At 54.4% G+C, this 16,436-nt stretch carries 16 protein-coding genes; 6 read left to right on the top strand and 10 right to left on the bottom strand.

Features of this window, described 5'->3' with window-relative positions:
- Window positions 1-273: 273 nt before the first annotated feature.
- From pcaQ to Q3Y58_RS16625, 4 genes are all read left to right on the top strand, one after another.
- Window positions 274-1,221 (top strand): pca operon transcription factor PcaQ, encoded by a 948-nt coding sequence (gene pcaQ / locus Q3Y58_RS16640; RefSeq protein WP_319623010.1) that lies wholly within the window; start codon window positions 274-276, stop codon window positions 1,219-1,221.
- A 296-nt stretch (window positions 1,222-1,517) separates the two neighbouring features.
- Window positions 1,518-2,537 (top strand): TRAP transporter substrate-binding protein, encoded by a 1,020-nt coding sequence (locus tag Q3Y58_RS16635; protein ID WP_413697839.1) that lies wholly within the window; start codon window positions 1,518-1,520, stop codon window positions 2,535-2,537.
- 2 nt (window positions 2,538-2,539) lie between these two features.
- Window positions 2,540-3,064 carry a TRAP transporter small permease gene (locus Q3Y58_RS16630; RefSeq protein ID WP_319623008.1) on the top strand — a complete coding sequence of 175 codons (525 nt, stop codon included), beginning with the start codon at window positions 2,540-2,542 and terminating at the stop codon, window positions 3,062-3,064.
- Window positions 3,057-4,415 (top strand): TRAP transporter large permease, encoded by a 1,359-nt coding sequence (locus Q3Y58_RS16625; RefSeq protein WP_319623007.1) that lies wholly within the window; start codon window positions 3,057-3,059, stop codon window positions 4,413-4,415. Before Q3Y58_RS16630 ends, Q3Y58_RS16625 begins: the two co-directional genes overlap by 8 nt.
- A 132-nt stretch (window positions 4,416-4,547) precedes the next feature.
- On the opposite strand, the gene Q3Y58_RS16620 is transcribed toward Q3Y58_RS16625, so the two are convergent.
- From Q3Y58_RS16620 to pcaD, 6 genes are all read right to left on the bottom strand, one after another.
- Entirely contained in the window at window positions 4,548-5,021 is a 474-nt protein-coding gene (locus tag Q3Y58_RS16620; protein WP_274217363.1) for a YbjN domain-containing protein, read from the bottom strand.
- A gap of 153 nt (window positions 5,022-5,174) precedes the next feature.
- Window positions 5,175-6,227, bottom strand: coding sequence for a 3-carboxy-cis,cis-muconate cycloisomerase (locus Q3Y58_RS16615; RefSeq protein ID WP_319623006.1), 1,053 nt, complete (start codon window positions 6,225-6,227; stop codon window positions 5,175-5,177).
- A gap of 48 nt (window positions 6,228-6,275) precedes the next feature.
- Window positions 6,276-6,887 carry a protocatechuate 3,4-dioxygenase subunit alpha gene (gene pcaG / locus Q3Y58_RS16610; RefSeq protein ID WP_319623005.1) on the bottom strand — a complete coding sequence of 204 codons (612 nt, stop codon included), beginning with the start codon at window positions 6,885-6,887 and terminating at the stop codon, window positions 6,276-6,278.
- 1 nt (window position 6,888) lies between these two features.
- Window positions 6,889-7,620: a protocatechuate 3,4-dioxygenase subunit beta gene (gene pcaH / locus Q3Y58_RS16605; protein ID WP_319623004.1), complete on the bottom strand. Its 732-nt coding sequence runs from the start codon at window positions 7,618-7,620 to the stop codon at window positions 6,889-6,891.
- The gene (gene pcaC / locus Q3Y58_RS16600; RefSeq protein ID WP_274217367.1) at window positions 7,617-8,015 is read right to left on the bottom strand and encodes a 4-carboxymuconolactone decarboxylase; all 399 of its coding nucleotides are present in this window, start codon (window positions 8,013-8,015) and stop codon (window positions 7,617-7,619) included. The genes pcaH and pcaC overlap by 4 nt, the downstream gene beginning before the upstream one ends.
- Window positions 8,016-8,822 carry a 3-oxoadipate enol-lactonase gene (pcaD, locus tag Q3Y58_RS16595; RefSeq protein WP_319623003.1) on the bottom strand — a complete coding sequence of 269 codons (807 nt, stop codon included), beginning with the start codon at window positions 8,820-8,822 and terminating at the stop codon, window positions 8,016-8,018.
- A gap of 270 nt (window positions 8,823-9,092) precedes the next feature.
- On the opposite strand from pcaD, the gene pobA reads away from it, so the two are divergent.
- Window positions 9,093-10,277, top strand: a complete 1,185-nt coding sequence (gene pobA, locus Q3Y58_RS16590; RefSeq protein WP_319623002.1) for a 4-hydroxybenzoate 3-monooxygenase — start codon at window positions 9,093-9,095, stop codon at window positions 10,275-10,277.
- A gap of 51 nt (window positions 10,278-10,328) precedes the next feature.
- On the opposite strand, the gene Q3Y58_RS16585 is transcribed toward pobA, so the two are convergent.
- Window positions 10,329-10,832, bottom strand: coding sequence for an HPP family protein (locus Q3Y58_RS16585; protein WP_319623001.1), 504 nt, complete (start codon window positions 10,830-10,832; stop codon window positions 10,329-10,331).
- 100 nt (window positions 10,833-10,932) lie between these two features.
- Between Q3Y58_RS16585 and Q3Y58_RS16580 the strand changes: the two genes are divergently transcribed.
- The gene (locus tag Q3Y58_RS16580) at window positions 10,933-11,523 is read left to right on the top strand and encodes a TetR/AcrR family transcriptional regulator (RefSeq protein WP_319623000.1); all 591 of its coding nucleotides are present in this window, start codon (window positions 10,933-10,935) and stop codon (window positions 11,521-11,523) included.
- Here the strand turns inward: Q3Y58_RS16580 and Q3Y58_RS16575 are convergent.
- The 3 genes from Q3Y58_RS16575 to Q3Y58_RS16565 all read right to left on the bottom strand — a co-directional run bounded on the left by Q3Y58_RS16575 (window position 11,520) and on the right by Q3Y58_RS16565 (window position 16,430).
- Window positions 11,520-13,151 (bottom strand): GMC family oxidoreductase, encoded by a 1,632-nt coding sequence (locus Q3Y58_RS16575; RefSeq protein ID WP_319622999.1) that lies wholly within the window; start codon window positions 13,149-13,151, stop codon window positions 11,520-11,522. The genes Q3Y58_RS16580 and Q3Y58_RS16575 overlap by 4 nt on opposite strands.
- A gap of 186 nt (window positions 13,152-13,337) precedes the next feature.
- Window positions 13,338-13,730, bottom strand: a complete 393-nt coding sequence (locus tag Q3Y58_RS16570) for a transposase (RefSeq protein WP_274217374.1) — start codon at window positions 13,728-13,730, stop codon at window positions 13,338-13,340.
- 180 nt (window positions 13,731-13,910) lie between these two features.
- A complete protein-coding gene (locus Q3Y58_RS16565; RefSeq protein WP_319622998.1) occupies window positions 13,911-16,430 on the bottom strand; it encodes a YbcC family protein in 2,520 nt (839 codons plus the stop codon).
- Window positions 16,431-16,436 lie beyond the last annotated feature (6 nt).

The following is a 16,436-nucleotide window of genomic DNA, read 5'->3' as shown; positions in this document are numbered from 1 at the left end:
AGAAGTAAAAGAAATTCCAGTATATGGGATTCCTTGTTCTCTGAAAAATTAAGGAGAGATGACAGCTTCAAGAATAGGCACCGAACTTTACAAGAAAAAATTAAGGCAGCTCCATTCTTTTTCAATTCGGCTCCTGAAATAACACCTAAACCGCTACTAACCACAGATAGAACGCCACGGTTACCTATCGTTTTCACAATTACGTATTGACCCTTAGATTTGCAGGTGCTTATAACAAGCTCCCGTTGTTTCATTGACCATAGTTGCCTAGGAATGAACAATCTTCGCCGATTAAAACTGCGCCATCTGGAGGCATTCGTTGAAGTTGCACGATTGAGTAGCGTCAGCCGAGCTGCGGAGGTCTTGAACCTCACCCAACCAGCCGTGACACGCACAATCCGCGAACTTGAGGAGATTTGCGGCCGCCCACTGATCGAGAAAGACGGGCGCGGCATAAAGATCTCGCAGTTTGGCGAAATGTTCCTCAAGCACGCAGGTACAAGCCTTTCCGCGGCACGAAACGGCATAAACGCTCTGGCCCAGTTTAGCGTGGCCGACGGACCAATGATCCGGCTGGGTGCCCTACCAACAGTCTCTGCTGCTATCGTTCCGCAAGCCGTCGCGAGATATCTTCAGTCCGGCATGCGCAATCGATTGCACATAGTAACCGGTGAAAACAAGGTTCTCCTCGATCAGCTCCGGAACGGTGAACTGGACATGGTTATGGGCCGGCTACCTGCGCCCGAAAACATGCAGAACCTGACATTTGATCCGCTTTATAGAGAACGCGTGGTTTTTGCGGTGGACGCCAACCATCCTCTTGCGAAAACCCTGCAGCTATCCATTCAGCAGTTCAACGATTATCCTGTCTTGCTGCCTTCAGCCGCCTCGATAATCCGGCCGTTCGTTGATCGCCTTTTCATCGAGCAAGGCATCCCTGAACCTATTCATGCAATCGAAACAGTGTCGGATTCCTTTGGCCGGGCTTTTACCCGGGACCATCAGGCAATCTGGATTATCTCACGAGGGGTTATCGCTGCAGAAATTGCGTCTGGGCAGTTCGTTGAACTGCCGATTGACACCTCATCAACACGAGGAGCGGTCGGCCTCGTCACCCGATCCGATCAGCAACAGGGTCCCGCTTCCCTATTCTTTTCCGAAATACTGAAAGACATCAGCTCAGAGGGCTTTGCACAGCCTACAGAACTCGCTGAGGCCTGACCTCGCCCCCATCCATACATATCCAAACCGGCATGATACGGGCCGAAAAACAAATTTTACGCACCAAACGCGACATGGAATAGATAGGGATCTACGTAGTTCATCGGAGAACGCTGGGTTATATTTTGTGAAGAGCTGAGCCTTGCAGGTCCGTTTCTGTTTTTGTAGCTGCATGCACATATTCGGAGTCACGCATTCAACCAGAGGTTAGGTTTACCTGATGTGGCACCTGACTACTGTAGCGTCGAAGTTTCCGATTTTGGGAGGATACCATGAAGACACTGGGTGCATTATCAATGTTGGCGGCCTCCGCGCTTCCTGCAATTTTTGCTGTCGGCGCAGCGAACGCAGCAGACTATACCTTCAAGCTGCATCACTTCCTAAGCAACAAAGCCCCCGCGCATGCGCAGATGCTTGAACCATGGGCGCGGGCTGTAGCGGAGAAGTCGGGGGGTAAAGTTTCCATTGAAATATTCCCCTCCATGACACTCGGCGGGCGCCCTCCTGAACTTGTCTCTCAAGCGCGCGACGGCGTGGTTGATCTTGTCTGGACGTTAAACGGCTACACACCGGGTCTTTTCCCTCGCACAGAGGTGATGGAGCTCCCACTCGTCTACGTCAACGATCCCAAGGCGGCCAATCTGGCGCTCAATGACCTTTTTGAGAGCGACCTAAAACAAGAGTACAAAGGCCTAGAGGTGATGTTCCTGCACGTACACGCAGGTAACGGCATTCAAATGCGGGACAAGGAAGTTCGCAGTCCTGAAGATCTGTCAGGCACAGCCCTTCGCACGCCGTCTCGCACTGGCGCATGGGTCATTGAGGCACTTGGCGCGTCGCCCGCTGCCATGCCAGTGCCTGACCTGCCACAGGCATTGCAAAAGGGCGTTATTGACGGCGCGTTCATTCCTTGGGAAATCATCCCTCCGCTCAAGATTCAGGAGCAGACTCAATACCAGATCGAAGGCGCTGCCAACGCACGCTTTGGAACTGCTGTTTTTCAGGTTTCCATGAACAAGGCTCGATGGGACAGCCTGCCCAACGATGTACAGCAGGCCTTTCGTGAGGCTTCCAACGAGGAATGGCTGGCACAGGTTGGGGAGATCTGGCGCAACGCAGATGACTTCGGCATTGGGCTGGCAGAAAAGGCCGGAAATACTCACATCATCCTGACTGACGAGGAAACCGCGGTATTTAATGAGGCCCTGGCGCCCGTCGTCGATCGCTGGGTGGCGGAGGTCAGCTCAAAAGGTATTGACGGCCCGGCCTTGGTTGAGAAAGCCCGCGCAGCCATCGCAAAACACAGCGGCCAATAAGAATGACTGCCACTCGGCCTCCGCATAGAACTGCCAGCCTGAAACGGCTGGCAGAGGTCACAATAACAGGCTGGGCAATGGCTGGCGGCGTCCTGTTGCTGCTGGTGGTCGCCGTCAATATGATCTCCGTGATCGGGGGCATTTTTGGGCACCCATTTCCTGGGGACTTTGAACTTACGGAAATGGGCGTTGCCATTGCTGCATTTTCATTCCTTCCTTACTGCCAGTTGAAAGATGCCAATGTGACAGCAGATGTTTTTACAGCCCGTGCATCCATTCGCATCAAGGCCGTGCTCTCCCTTGTTGCCTCACTTATTGCACTCGGGTTTGCCCTGCTTCTTTTATGGCGCATGTATCTTGGTATGGAGGATCAGCGGCTTTACGAGTACACCACAACAATCCTTCAAATCCCTCACTGGCTCGCCTTTGTTCCGATCCTCATCTCTTTGGCTTTGCTTTCTATTGCGGCAATGATTTCGCTCCTGAACGCCACCACAACTGCTTTGACGCGGTACCCGTATGGCTGAATCTCTCACCCTCGGCATTGGTGGTTTGTTGGTTCTCATTCTGCTGATTGGAATCCGGATTCCCATTGCCTATGCCATGATCATCGTCGGCGGCATTGGCATTTCCCTTATCAACGGCCCTCAACTTCTGCTCAGCCAGCTAAAGACACTCGCCTATGGTCAGTTCTCCATCTACGATCTGTCGGTCGTGCCACTGTTCGTTTTAATGGGCGCATTGGCCGCCAAGACAGGCTTGAGCCAAGCGCTGTTTCGCGCAGCGAATGCCTGGCTGGGCTGGCTGCGAGGCGGAACAGCCATGGCGGCGATTGCCTCCTGTGCAGGCTTTGGTGCGATCTGCGGCTCATCACTTGCAACGGCCTCCACAATGGGCAAAGTCGCTCTGCCTGAACTGCGGCGCTACAACTATTCTGGCGCATTGGCCACTGGCACACTGGCGGCCGGCGGCGTCCTTGGAATTCTCATACCCCCCTCCGTAGTGCTCATCATCTACTCCATCATCGTTGAAGCCAACATCGTCACGATGTTCGTGGCAGCCTTTATTCCCGGCGCACTGGCCGTCATTCTGTTTCTGCTCACCATCGCGCTTTATGTGCTGATCACCCCCACGGCTGGACCAAAGGGTGGAGCGGGCAGCAGGGAAGAATTTGTTGCAGCAACGGTAGGAATGATACCGGTGCTGATTGTGTTCGGACTGGTGATCGGCGGCATTTATATTGGTCTTTACAACCCCACTCCAGCCGCGGCCGTTGGCGTCTTTCTCGTGCTGTGCTTTGGCCTCATCCAGCGGAAGATCAACTTCAGAGTGATGGGGGAAGCGCTTCGGGAGACGGCCAGCACCTCTGGAATGATCTACTTGATCCTGCTCGGTGCGGAACTCTTGAAGATCTTCATGTCGCGCAGCGGCTTGCCACAAGAGGCGGCAGCATGGGTTGCAGCGAGCGGGTTGGAGCCAATGACCGTTCTCGTTCTGCTCCTCATTGCCCTGATCCTGCTCGGTTGCTTGATGGATAGCCTTTCCATGATGCTTCTGGTGATACCCTTCTTTTGGCCAGTCCTGTCGGAGATGAATGGCGGCATCTATCAAATGGCCGAGGGCTCGGGCTATGGCATGAGCACTGAAGACTTGAAGGTCTGGTTTGGCATTCTGGCACTCATTGTTGTGGAACTGGGGCTGATCACACCACCAGTCGGTATGAATGTGTTCGTCATATCCGCGCTTGCCCGCGACATTCCCATGATTGAAACATTCAAGGGCGTCCTGCCATTCTTCATGGCGGAGATCATACGGGTCATAATTTTGCTGAGTTTTCCGGCACTGGTCCTGTGGTTGCCGCATGTACTTAGCGGCTAACCCAGTATGCCCAACAAAAAACCTCGCAAGCTAAACTGCGAGGTTTTTCAGTTTCAGTTCTGAAAACAGAGAATTTCGATGCCACTGCGTCTTTGACACATCTAAGCAGCAAACCGCATCTTCCGACTTGGCTCAGGCTTCGGTTTCCTCAATGTGATTGATGAACTGGCCAACAGCCACGCGCCACCAATCAACAGCGTCTTCGAAATTTTCTTCTGTAAGGCCACCCTTTGTGGTGACAAAGTACTCAAGGTAAGGATCGCGTTCATCGTCGATATAGGCCTTGCCGACAATACGCTCTTCATTCCATGTATTGATGCTGTCCATATCAATACCGTTTTCCAGATCCCATACTGCGCTGAACTGGATGCCATTACAGTCCTTGCCTTCAGTGCAGCCATAGAAATAGATGCTGTAACGCACACCTGAAACAGAGCTGCGGATCATCGGATCCCCTTGGTGATCTTTCTCAAGCTTGGCCTGATAGCCTAGGTCACGCATGGCATCAGCCATACCGATCGGATCATTGGCGTTAATGTCCTTCGCCGAAGCCATATGGGTGTATGCCATGGCAGCAGCGAAGACTAGAGCAGCGGTTTTCTTCATATCCTCAACCTGTAGTTTTTTGTGCCCAAAATCTCTAGCATTTGAAAAAATCGCAAGTCCAGTGAGCAGCCGAACCCGTGCAACTACTCTACAGAAAAAAGCCACGCATCTGGAGCTGCGCGGCATTGTACCCGATCTTTCGAACAGATTTATTCACTCTGCACCAATTGCCTCTACCTCAAGTAACAGCTTCTCACCAACGGCTAGACTCTTAGCTGCAACACACAACATTTGAGGTAGAATCATCCACTCCAGCATCCAGGCACTACCAGACCGTTCCTGTTCATGCATGAGGCTGTGATGGACACCAGCAATTTGCGTCGCATTGAATCTGGCCAAAGCGATGAGAAGCTCCGCCTTCACCGGATTTTTTTTATGCGCCATCGCGGAAGAGCCGCCTCCCCCACCTAGCCTTATCTCCTCAACGCCCTGCTGAGCCATGAGAGAAACGTCCTGACCTATTTTGCCAAGCTGGGCTGTCAGGTGCGACACCAACTCGGCAAGGCGGGAAAACGACACTCTGTCGGTGTGCCACGCAGATCCGGGATCTACCAGCGACAGGTCTTTCGCCAAGGCTTTGGCGAACACATCTTCTTTCCCATCAAAACCATTCCGCGTCCCGACAGGGCCACCGAACTGTAAAGCGAGTGCGTTTTCGCGATGAGACTCAAGGTCCGCTTTCAACCGCAGCAAGGGCCGCTGCCAGTTTGAAAGCCGATCATGAGCCGTTATAGGCATGGCGGCTTGCATCCGAGTGCGCGCCATCAAGGACGCAGCGCCAAACTGCTGATCCAGGACGCCTAGTGCTTTGGCCACATTGGCAATGCGGCCCTCGAGAATGGTGAGGGCCTCGCGAAAACTCAACACCAACGCTGTGTCCAACACATCCTGACTGGTGAGGCCACTATGGAGAAACTCGGCAGCTTCCCCTGCTACGTGGCGGCGCAGTTGGCCTACGAACTCCGGAACGATCACTCCATCACGAAGTTGTCCAGCTGCGATTTGTTCCAGTTGGGGGCGGAAGCTGGCGGCTTTTTCAACGATGGCGTCCGCGTGGATCCGATCGATCATGCCGCTGGATGCCATGGCTTTGGCCGCTGCCACCTCATAGGCAAGCGCGTGGTTCAAGATCGTTCGAGCGCTAAAAAGGCTGGCAACAGCTTCCTCCTGAAACAAAGAAGCGGCAAAGAAGTCATTTGCCATCATGTCTTCATTCCATCAAGGCATCGGCCTGCGTGCATTGAACCATCCCATCTATAGGTCAAAGAACACCGTTTCATTGTCTCCTTGAAGGTAGATATCGAGGGCGTAACCACCATCAACTTTCCCGGCAATCAAGGTCTGGATCCGGTGCTTGTGCTCAATGCGCTGCAGAACCGGATCGACCGCATTGGCCTCGTCTTCATCAGCGAAGTAGAGCCGGGTATTAAGTCCGAGATTGATGCCACGGGCGACGATCCACAGACTGATGTGAGGTGCTTGCATGCGCCCATCTGGAAAGGGAACCTGACCCGGCTTGATGGTTTCAAACTGGAAAACACCCGTTTCCATATCCACCGGTTGGCGTCCCCAACCCGTGAAGTGCGGATCTGCGTCCCCTCTTGGGTCTTCAGGGCTATTGTAAAGACCATCGGCGTCGGCCTGCCAGATTTCGACCATGGCGTCTTTGATCGTCGCGCCAGCTCCATCAAAGATACGCCCGGACACGACAATTCTCTCGCCCTTGGCACCTTCCGCAACCATGGAGCTGCCCAAGTCCCGCGCATAGATACCGTCATTGCCGATGAAGTTGGGGGTGCAGCCAATATGCAAGTAAGGGCCCGCAGTTTGGGATGGGGTTTCTTTAAGATACTCAAACTTGACCACCTCAGTTGCCCTCCATGCGATTTTCAAAAAGGGTCGATCTGCGCCCTCGAAGCACCACATCAAAACGATAGGCCCGCGCGTTCATGGGAATGGTGTTCTTCATGTCCAGCTTGGCGGTGAGCATGTCGATTGCATCGGGATCGCCGATTGTATTGACGATAGGGCATAGTGCGATGTGCGGATCGCCTTCAAAATACATCTGCGAAATCAGCCGCTGCGCGAAACCACTGCCAAACAGGGAGAAATGGATGTGAGCGGGACGCCAGTCGTTCACTCCATTTGGCCAGGGGTAAGGACCCGGCTTGATGGTGCGGAAGGCATAGTAGCCCTCCTCATCGGTCAATACCCGGCCACAGCCGCCGAAGTTTGGATCAAGCGGGGCAAGGTACCCGTCTTTCTTGTGCCGGTAGCGCCCACCCGCATTGGCCTGCCAAACTTCGATCAGCACATTTGGGACTGGGCGTGCGTTCTCATCCAACACCCGACCGTGAACGATAATACGTTCACCCAGCGCGCTTTCTCCTGGCCTTGCGTAGTTCAGGATCAAGTCAGCATCCAGCTCACCCAAGGCGCTGTGGCCGAATACGGGACCTGTGGTCTCACTCAGTGTGCTACCAAGGGACACAAGAGGCTTTTGCGGCGACCGCAGCACACTGGTCTTGTACTCAGGTGTATAGGCCTTTGGATGCCAACTCCTGTCACGCGGATAAAAGGCGCCAAGCGTTTTTGTCATGATCCAGTCCCCTCCCCATCTGCCTCATCAAAGATGTTCTTGGCGATCTTTATTGCGCTGTTTGCAGCCGGAACCCCGGCATAGATGGCCACGTGAAGCAAGGCCTCCCGAACATCTTCACGGCTTGCCCCGGTATTCACTGTGGCCCGGATGTGCATGGCAAGCTCCTCTTCGTGCCCCAACGCAGCAAGAAGCGCAATTGTTACAATGGAGCGGTCCCTCGGCTGCCAGTCACTTCTGGACCAAACAGAACCCCATGCCGCCTCGGTGATCAGGTCCTGAAACGGTTCATCAAAAGAACTCTTGCTCCTCTCGGCTTGATCTACGTGCGCAGTGCCCAATACCCGCCGACGCGTTTCCATGCCTTGGCGGTGTCTTTCCGACTTGTTTTTCATCTATCTTTGTCCTTGCACATGCACCTTGGCAACGAACTGCGCCAGTAACTGCGCAATCGCGTCAGGCTGTTCCACGCAAGGCAGGTGCCCGGCGTATTCGATCATTTCGAAGGAAGAACCGGGGATTTTCTCCTGCATGTCCATCACCACTTCTGCGGGTGTTGAACCATCTTCATCACCACACAGACACAGGGTTGGCACGGTGATTGACTGGAGCACCTCGGTAAGGTCAGCATCTCTGATGGCCTCGCATGTGCCCAAGTACCCATCGAGAGCCGTGCGCACCAACATACTTCGGTAACCCGAAACCTGTTCTTGGCAGCAACTGCGAAATCCGCTGGAAAACCAGCGCTCCAAAACAGGCTCCGCGAGCGCGGCAATGCCATCCTTGCGGATCAGATCAATACGGTCCTGCCACATCTGAGCAGTACCGATTTTGGCGGCCGTATCGCATAGGACCAAGCCCGCAACGAGGTCCGGTCGCTTGCGCCAAATCTCCAGTGCGATCAAGCCGCCGACCGACAAGCCGCAGAGCACCACCCCATCGAAGCCAGTTTTGGTCAGAAGTCCAATAAGATCATCGGCATGACGGCCAATGGAGTAGGCATCTGTGCCTTCCTCTGAGAGGCCATGGCCGCGCTTGTCATAGCGCAGTGTGGACCAACCATCTCCAAGCCGTGCGCAGACACCCGTCCAAATCCGAAAGTCACTGCCCAATGAGTTGATAAACACAAGAGGCGGTGGCCCCTTTTCAACTCTTTGAATGGCACAGTGCAACACAACACCATTTGTTTCGATGAACTCCATGGCATCCTCCTCATGAGGGAGATTTACATGCAGCTTTGCATATGAAAAATGATATTCGAGGGCATTATCATACCCGTAAAGCTATGAATTTCAGTGAGCTGATTGCCTGATCGTTGGCTCCATGCCTAGGCTCAGGCATAGCACTTTCGTGATTAAACAGCGCCGATTTTTCATTATTCATTTTGAAATGACTATGCAATTTTCGATCAAAGCGAAGTCTATGAGTGCGATCAGGTTGGGAGACTTGCCGCACTTTGGGGAGGTTCAGGAATGGGTGCGAAACACTTCACCACACAGGTGGCCATTATTGGTGGAGGACCTGCTGGTCTTCTTCTTTCGCACATCCTTCAAAAGCACGGCATCGAGAGCATCGTTCTGGAGCGACAAACCAAAGACTATGTTCTGGCTCGCATTCGTGCCGGTTTTTTGGAGCACGGCACCGTCCAAATGCTGAGGGACTATGACCTTGGCGAGCGCATGGATCGGGAAGGCCTTCCCAAAAACGGCGGTGCCATTGCCTGGCAAGGCAAGCCCGGTGTCTACATCGATACGGTGAAATGGACCGGCAAGCAGATGATGGCCTATGGCCAAACGGCTATTACCGAAGATCTCTATGCCGCAAGAGAACGCGATGGCGGCCATGTGATCAACGAGGCCGGACAAGTGGCACTCCATGACTTGAAGTCTGACAGGCCTCGAGTGACGTTTTCCAAGGACGGCGAGAACTATGAGATTGCGTGTAGTTTTATTGCCGGATGTGATGGTTTTCACGGTGTAAGCCGGCAATCGATCCCCTCGGATGTTCTTAAGGTTTTTGAGCGCGCCTATCCGTTCGGCTGGCTTGGCATCATGGCTGAGGTGCCGCCATTGAAAGAGCTGGTCTACGCCTATCACGAGGACGGCTTTGCCCTAGCCTCTCAGCGCAATCCGATGCTGAGCCGCTATTATGTGCAATGTGATATCAATGACGCGATTGAAGACTGGACGGACGACCGATTTTGGGAAGCCTTGCTGCGCCGAATGCCAGATGACATTGCTGGAAAGATCACCACGGGCCCTTCCATTGAAAAATCAATCGCGCCGCTTCGCAGCTTTGTTGCCGAGCCCATGCAATACGGAGCGCTATTTCTTGCAGGTGATGCCGCTCATATCGTGCCCCCGACCGGTGCAAAGGGGCTGAACCTGGCCTTTTCCGACGTCCATTACCTGTCACGCGGCTTGATAGAACACCTCAAACATAACAGGTCTCAGCATTTGGAGCGCTACTCCGCGGACGCTTTACGGCGTGTTTGGAGCGCGGAGAACTTCTCATGGCGCATGACCAAGATGCTGCACGCCTTCCCAAATGAAGATCCGTTTACGCGCCGCATCCAGGCCAACACATACGACCTGCTGCTACAGCACCCACCTATGCAACAGGCACTTGCCTATGAATATGTTGGCCTGCCGTTCTAGGCAAAAACAAGAAGCCGACCAAACTGCCCCGCATTGCCGCGGGGCCTTTTTTTATGCCCAGTAGACCGGCCAGTTTTTTCCCTTGCCCAGATTGTTCAGAACAAGGGCAATCAAGACCAAGGTGAGCGCCCCGATGAGTACAGGCGTGACCAAAAACCACCAGTCTGTCACTCCTCCTAGAATGACGACAAGGGGGTTTGCACCAGCAGGTGGATGCACTGCGCGAAACACCTGCATCAAGGCAATTGCAACCCCAACGCCCAGCGCCATCTGAAACAGCCCTGCCCCCAAAATGTTCAGAACCAACAGTCCAACTGATGCGGCAATGAGATGGCCGAGCACAACGTTTCTAGGCTGCGCCAAAGGCGCGGCTGGCGCTGCAAACAACAATACACAAGTTGCTCCAAATGGCGCCATGAGCAGCGGAAGGTTTGAAACCTCGGCCAAGTAAGCAACCACGCCAATGCCAGCGAAACCTCCAATCAGGCCATTCAGGATTTGCGGGATGGCAGGCCTTGCAGGGGATTTGGCGGAACCCTTTATCTTCTCAAACATACGCGACTCCTATATATGTACAGACCGGTCTGTACATATATTGTCCAGTTGGAATTTGCAAGCAGGCGATGTATGCCAAGAGCAACTTGAGGGGAGTTTCATGAGCAAGAAAGACGACATTCTGGAAGCCGCAATGCGACTGTTCAACGAACACGGGTACACGGCCGTGGGCGTCGACCTGATCCGCGATGAGGCCAAGGTCTCCAAGATGACGCTCTACAAATACTTCAAGAACAAGGACAAGTTGGTTGAAGCGGTATTGGAGCTACGCCACCAGCGTTTCAGCAGTTCTCTTGTTTGCGCGCTTGATGGCCTTGCCACACCCGAGCAACGGCTTCAGGAACTGTTCGACTGGCACTTGAGATGGTTCCTGTCGCGGAACTTCTTCGGCTGCATGTTCATCAAGGCCATGGGGGAGTTTCAAGGCAACGATGAGTTGCAGAACGTTTCGCAGAACCACAAGCGTTGGCTTGCAGAACTTCTTGAGCAGATCCTAAAAGACATGGGCGTGTCAGAAGCAAAAGCAAAAGGAGTTTTCCTGCAAGTGGTGCTGGACGGCATGATTGTGAACGCAAACCTTTTCCGTTCCTACAACCAACTGGATGAGACTTGGCGTATCACTTGCCAGAGTTTGGGCCTGCCTTACACACCCTTAAAAAAGCCAGAGGACACTGCCGCTCTGTCCTTTTAGGAGCCTCGCCGTTGATCATCCCCGAGGATCATTTCTGCAGCCTTCTCGGCAATCATCGTGACTGGTGCATGCGTGTTGCCTGAGGTGATTGTGGGCATGATTGAGGCGTCTACAACGCGGAGCCCTTCAAAGCCATGGAGCTTGAGGGTGTCTGACACCACAGACATCGGATCATGGCCCATCTTCGCTGTTCCCACGGGATGGAAAATGGTCGTTCCCACATCCCCGGCAGCTTCAACAAGCTCCTCATCACTTTGATAGGTCAAACCCGGCTTGATCTCTTTAGGGGCAAAACGGGCCAAGCGCTGCGTCGCCATAAGACGACGCGCGTGTCTTATCGAGGCAATCGCCACCTCCTGATCCTCCTGAGCTGTCAGATAATTTGGCCGTATCTCCGGCTTCTCTTTAAAGTCATTGGAGGTAATCGCTACCCGCCCTCGGCTTTCTGGACGCAGATTGCATACAGATACGGTTATCGCCGGGAAGTCATGGAGCCGGTCGCCAAACTTCTCCAGGGACAAGGGCTGAACGTGATACTCAATGTTCGGCGTTTCATAGCGCTCATGGGAGCGCGTGAAGATGCCAAGTTGACTGGGTGCCATGGACATCGGGCCTGAGCGCTTCAAGGCGTATTCCAGCGCGATCTTGGCCTTGCCCCAGATCCCCTTCTGCATTTCATTGAGTGTTAGCGCGCCTTTGATCTTGAAGATTGTGCGCAGCTGCAAATGATCTTGCAAGTTCGCCCCAACGCCGGGCGCATTCCTGCGCACCTCAATGCCATGTTGCTTCAGCAGCTCAACAGGGCCTATGCCAGAGAGCTGAAGGATTTGCGGAGAACCTATGGCACCTGCCGCCAGAATGGTCTCCTTGTGGGCTCGCACCAAACGGGGCTTACCTTGATGATGAAAGACAAGGCCCGTGGCGCGCGCTCCATCAAATGTGATCCGCTCCACCTGCGCGCCCGTCAAGATCTGAAGGTTTTCGCGTTTTTTGACGGGTTCCAGAAAGGCACGGGCCGCACTCCACCTGACACCGCCACGTTGGTTTACTTCAAAATAGGCAGCACCTTCATTGGTACCCGCGTTTACATCATCTACCTTGGGTATGCCCAGCTCCTCAGCCGCATCCCGTACCGCATCCAGAATGTCCCAATGGAGACGCTGTTTTTCAACTCTAAGTTCCCCACCTTGCCCGTGGTAATGCCCATTTCTAAACGCGTGGTCCTCGTGCTTTTTGAAGTAAGGCAGCACCTCATCCCAGCCCCATCCTCGGTTTCCCAGTTGACGCCAAAGATCATAATCTGCTGCCTGCCCGCGCATGTAAATCATGCCATTGATAGAGGAGCATCCGCCCAACACCTTGCCGCGGGGATAAATGAGCTGACGCCCGTTCAAGCCTTTCTCAGAAACGGTTTTGAACTGCCAATCCGTGCGCGGATTGTCGATGCAGTACAGATAGCCGACGGGAATATGGATCCAATGGTAGTTGTCTCGACCCCCGGCCTCCAACAGGAGCACCCGGTTTTTTGGGTTGGCGCTAAGGCGATTGGCGAGAACACACCCGGCAGACCCTGCGCCTACCACAACGTAGTCTACCTCGCCAAAGTCCTGCGGTGAAAGCGCGCCCATTTCCCCTCCCATATGCTCTTGGAGTTGACACGCCGCAGGCCTCCCAACCCGCACGCATCGCCAACTCAGCTTCCGCTTTTCATTGTCAGCAATTCAGCAGGTTTGATGAGGCCTGTCGAGAACAATAGAGCTGTTCTTAGCCCAAAGACTAGAGGGATAGGCTATTGAAATCGCGAGGGAAAGACTTCAGCGCCTTGAGGCTAATCCGCGACGGCGGCGGGCAACCTGCTGGGCGGAGTATATCTTGGCCTTCAGGGTCTCCCGCTCGCTTTGCAGCACATCGCAGGGAATGGCAACGGCGTGCGCATCGATTGGACAATTTCCTTCACAGCACGCCAGCGTGTCGTCGAGGGCCACTTCAAGATCCTGCCAGAGCCCGGCTTCGCTCCACCGTTTGAACTGTCGATGGATGGAGCTCCAGTTGCCGAAATGGTCTGGCAGGTCGCGCCACTTGCGCTCATTTTGTGCGACCCAGAACACGCCATCCAGCACCAGTCGATGGTTTTGAGGCGGACGGCCGCGCCGAGCTTGTCGCTCAGAGACAAATGATTTGAAGAACGTCCATTCAGCATCGTTCATTTTGCAGGTCGCGTTCATACCCATACCGATAACGTCTTGAAGCCTTCAAAGGGTGATCGAGCATCAATTAAGCACCCATTCGGTGTATGGCGTCAACAAACCAAGTATTTGCACGCAAATGGAAATGGCCGCACCCGGAGGTACGGCCTTTTTCTTCTTGGCTCAGCCTTTGCCCTAAGGTTACGCGGCTTGGGAAACGACCTGATGGTCAGCGTCTTCCCAGTTCAGGTTTCCAGTATAGCGCGCGGTCACCTGGCCATTTTCGCCCAACGCGAACAGGTGCAGCCAACCATTGTCCACCAGATTGCGAACCATCTCGTGACGTTCGATGATGGCGTTCATGGCTTCGATTGGTGCCTCAATGGCAACGTTAAGGCGCAGCGGCTCATGGATAAGCTTTTCTCCATCATGGATCGACTGCATTGGAAGACCCGGACGCAAGTCACCGCCATTACCTTCAAGCACACCGATGGTTCCGACCACGTTATGCAACACCTTGTTGCCGCTGCCGAACACCTTGTTGTCCACGGTTGACCCGTAGTACTGCAGGCTGATCCAACTCGTGACAATCATCGGTGCCGTCATGATGAGTTCCAGAACCTTGAAGCCCTCGTCCTGCTGCCATTCATAGCTGTGCAGGAAGGAACGCCCGCCGAAATCAAGGCCTGCAGTGCGCTCGCGTGGCGCCACGACGAAGGCCGCGCATCCTGCAAGGCCCCACTCAGGACGGACTTGAGCCCAATCGGTGGAACGCGCCAAGATCTGCCCATCCACCGGCTTGCCCTCTTCCAGGTTGAGCTGGGCGGCACGTTCAGCACGTGCCAGCTTTGCGGCGTCGGCGAGTTGCTCCTTGAGCTTTACAAACTCAGCGATATGCGTCGCTGGAATGCTCTCTTCTCCGTAGACCTGAACTTCATCGGTTGTGGTGTCATGAAGGGCACCCAGAAAGATCGTATCCTCAGGCACTTCGATGCCACGAGCCTTTAACCCTTCGCGAACCTTCCTGTCGTTGAGAATTGCGGCTGCGACACGGGCATTGGCCTCTCCGGTGTGGCCACCACACGCGCCACAATCGAGGCCGGAGGCATGTGGGTTGTTCACCGTGGTTGAGCCATGTCCGGCCAGCAGTACAATCCGAGCAAAGTTCTTGGTCAATGACATTGCGGTGAGCACGGCTTGCGCCATGTCCACCCGTGTTGTCTCTGTGAAACCCGTGATCCGGCCATCCAACTCGCCAGAAGTGACATCCGGGGTGAGCCGGTCCTGCACGTCCTTGTCAAACCCATCCACCAATGGATGCGGCACCGGGCGAGACAAACCGAGTGCATCGGTCGCCAACTTGCCAATGTAGGTCAAACCGAGGGTCTCCACGAAGGCAAATGAAGACACCGCAGCCAGCTTGAACGACTTGAACGCCTTGCCCGCCTTGCGTCGGAACATGCGCAGATCAAGGATAGACTTTTCCTCAACAGCATCCGCACCGCCTACGCTTTCGCAGACGATGAACTGCGGTTTGAGCAGGACCGGACACTGTGCCCCACCATGGCGCTGACCGAGTGGCACATACTCGATGGGGAAGCCGAAGAAGCCCGCAAAGCCAATGGTCTCCACGTCTTGAGAAGCGGTTTCAAGGGCACGGCGGAACACTTCTGAGCGCACATCAATACAGAAGGCGGCCTGAACGCTCATGCGCTTTGGCTCGGCTTTCTTGGACTCCACCGCAAACTTGGTTACGAAATCCCGCTGCCATGCCTTGTCATAGGCGGACTGAAACACACAAGCGATGCTGACAGCCTGCTGTTCCCTTGGATTTTCGTAGGACTTCACTGCCGCCTTCCAAGCGCTGTCAAAGCCAGCCTTGTCAGCACATAGTTCCCAGATTGCCAGTTCCCACGCCAAGCGGATGGCGAGGAAATCGGTCAGCGTCGCATCCGTACCGCCATTCAACTCTGTCTGCCAAACCTTCTGGCGCGCATAGGACGACCAGCCACCAACTGTCATCAAGAGGCGATGGAAGTAGAGGTCTACGGATGCTTTGGTGAGACCGAAACGTTCTGCGGCAAGCGCAATCAGGCCCTCCGCATTTTTAGGCATTGCCTTCACAGCCTTGCGGAAGCCCTTCAGGCCAGCCACATCGGCAGTCCGATCTACTGACGCCGTCTCATGCCATCCTTCATAGAAGCCCTTCTCACGGGTCACCGTAACCCAAGAAGCCTGACCCTCGTCGAAATATTCCGCAGCATAGCGCGCAATGCTTTCCAGCATCAGCTCAGACCAATCCATGCCGTCGATATCGCCAGCGATGTCGGTCAGGGTGGGCAACACTGTGAGGTTCTGTGCCTTTTCAGAGCGCGCAAGTGCCAAGAAAAGTTCTGGATCTCGCGGCAAACCGTCAATCTGCGCTTCGTCCAGCGCCGCGGCAAGATCGCCATGGCTAATGCGCCCCCTGTCGAGTGCATCCATGTAGAAGGCCCGTGGCATGGTCATGCGCGCACCGGCCACTTGCGCCATGGTTTGGGCGGCCTCATCAAAGCGCTGATCAGACAGACCCAGAAACGGGTTCACAGCCACGAAGGTTTTCAAAGACCACAGAGGGGCGATTTTACCAGCTGCCGCTGTTGCGGCTTTAAGCGCGTCTTCAGCTACCAAAGGAGCTTGAGAACTGAGCGCAGCGCTGTCGAGGTTGAATGGTGCGTTCATGACAAA

The organism is Nesiotobacter zosterae, from assembly GCF_033843645.1.
In the GTDB taxonomy this organism is placed as follows: Bacteria; Pseudomonadota; Alphaproteobacteria; order Rhizobiales; family Stappiaceae; genus Pseudovibrio; species Pseudovibrio zosterae.
This window is presented reverse-complemented; position numbering and strand designations above follow the sequence as displayed.

Bases quoted from the DNA above. Each gene is read 5' to 3' on its own strand.
- pcaQ (WP_319623010.1), top strand. From the start codon at position 274: ATGAACAATCTTCGCCGATTAAAACTGCGCCATCTGGAGGCATTCGTT.
- Q3Y58_RS16635 (WP_413697839.1), top strand. From the start codon at position 1,518: ATGTTGGCGGCCTCCGCGCTTCCTGCAATTTTTGCTGTCGGCGCAGCG.
- Q3Y58_RS16630 (WP_319623008.1), top strand. From the start codon at position 2,540: ATGACTGCCACTCGGCCTCCGCATAGAACTGCCAGCCTGAAACGGCTG.
- Q3Y58_RS16625 (WP_319623007.1), top strand. From the start codon at position 3,057: ATGGCTGAATCTCTCACCCTCGGCATTGGTGGTTTGTTGGTTCTCATT.
- Q3Y58_RS16620 (WP_274217363.1), bottom strand. From the start codon at position 5,021: ATGAAGAAAACCGCTGCTCTAGTCTTCGCTGCTGCCATGGCATACACC.
- Q3Y58_RS16615 (WP_319623006.1), bottom strand. From the start codon at position 6,227: ATGATGGCAAATGACTTCTTTGCCGCTTCTTTGTTTCAGGAGGAAGCT.
- pcaH (WP_319623004.1), bottom strand. From the start codon at position 7,620: ATGACAAAAACGCTTGGCGCCTTTTATCCGCGTGACAGGAGTTGGCAT.
- pcaC (WP_274217367.1), bottom strand. From the start codon at position 8,015: ATGAAAAACAAGTCGGAAAGACACCGCCAAGGCATGGAAACGCGTCGG.
- pcaD (WP_319623003.1), bottom strand. From the start codon at position 8,822: ATGGAGTTCATCGAAACAAATGGTGTTGTGTTGCACTGTGCCATTCAA.
- pobA (WP_319623002.1), top strand. From the start codon at position 9,093: ATGGGTGCGAAACACTTCACCACACAGGTGGCCATTATTGGTGGAGGA.
- Q3Y58_RS16585 (WP_319623001.1), bottom strand. From the start codon at position 10,832: ATGTTTGAGAAGATAAAGGGTTCCGCCAAATCCCCTGCAAGGCCTGCC.
- Q3Y58_RS16580 (WP_319623000.1), top strand. From the start codon at position 10,933: ATGAGCAAGAAAGACGACATTCTGGAAGCCGCAATGCGACTGTTCAAC.
- Q3Y58_RS16575 (WP_319622999.1), bottom strand. From the start codon at position 13,151: ATGGGCGCGCTTTCACCGCAGGACTTTGGCGAGGTAGACTACGTTGTG.
- Q3Y58_RS16570 (WP_274217374.1), bottom strand. From the start codon at position 13,730: ATGAACGATGCTGAATGGACGTTCTTCAAATCATTTGTCTCTGAGCGA.
- Q3Y58_RS16565 (WP_319622998.1), bottom strand. From the start codon at position 16,430: ATGAACGCACCATTCAACCTCGACAGCGCTGCGCTCAGTTCTCAAGCT.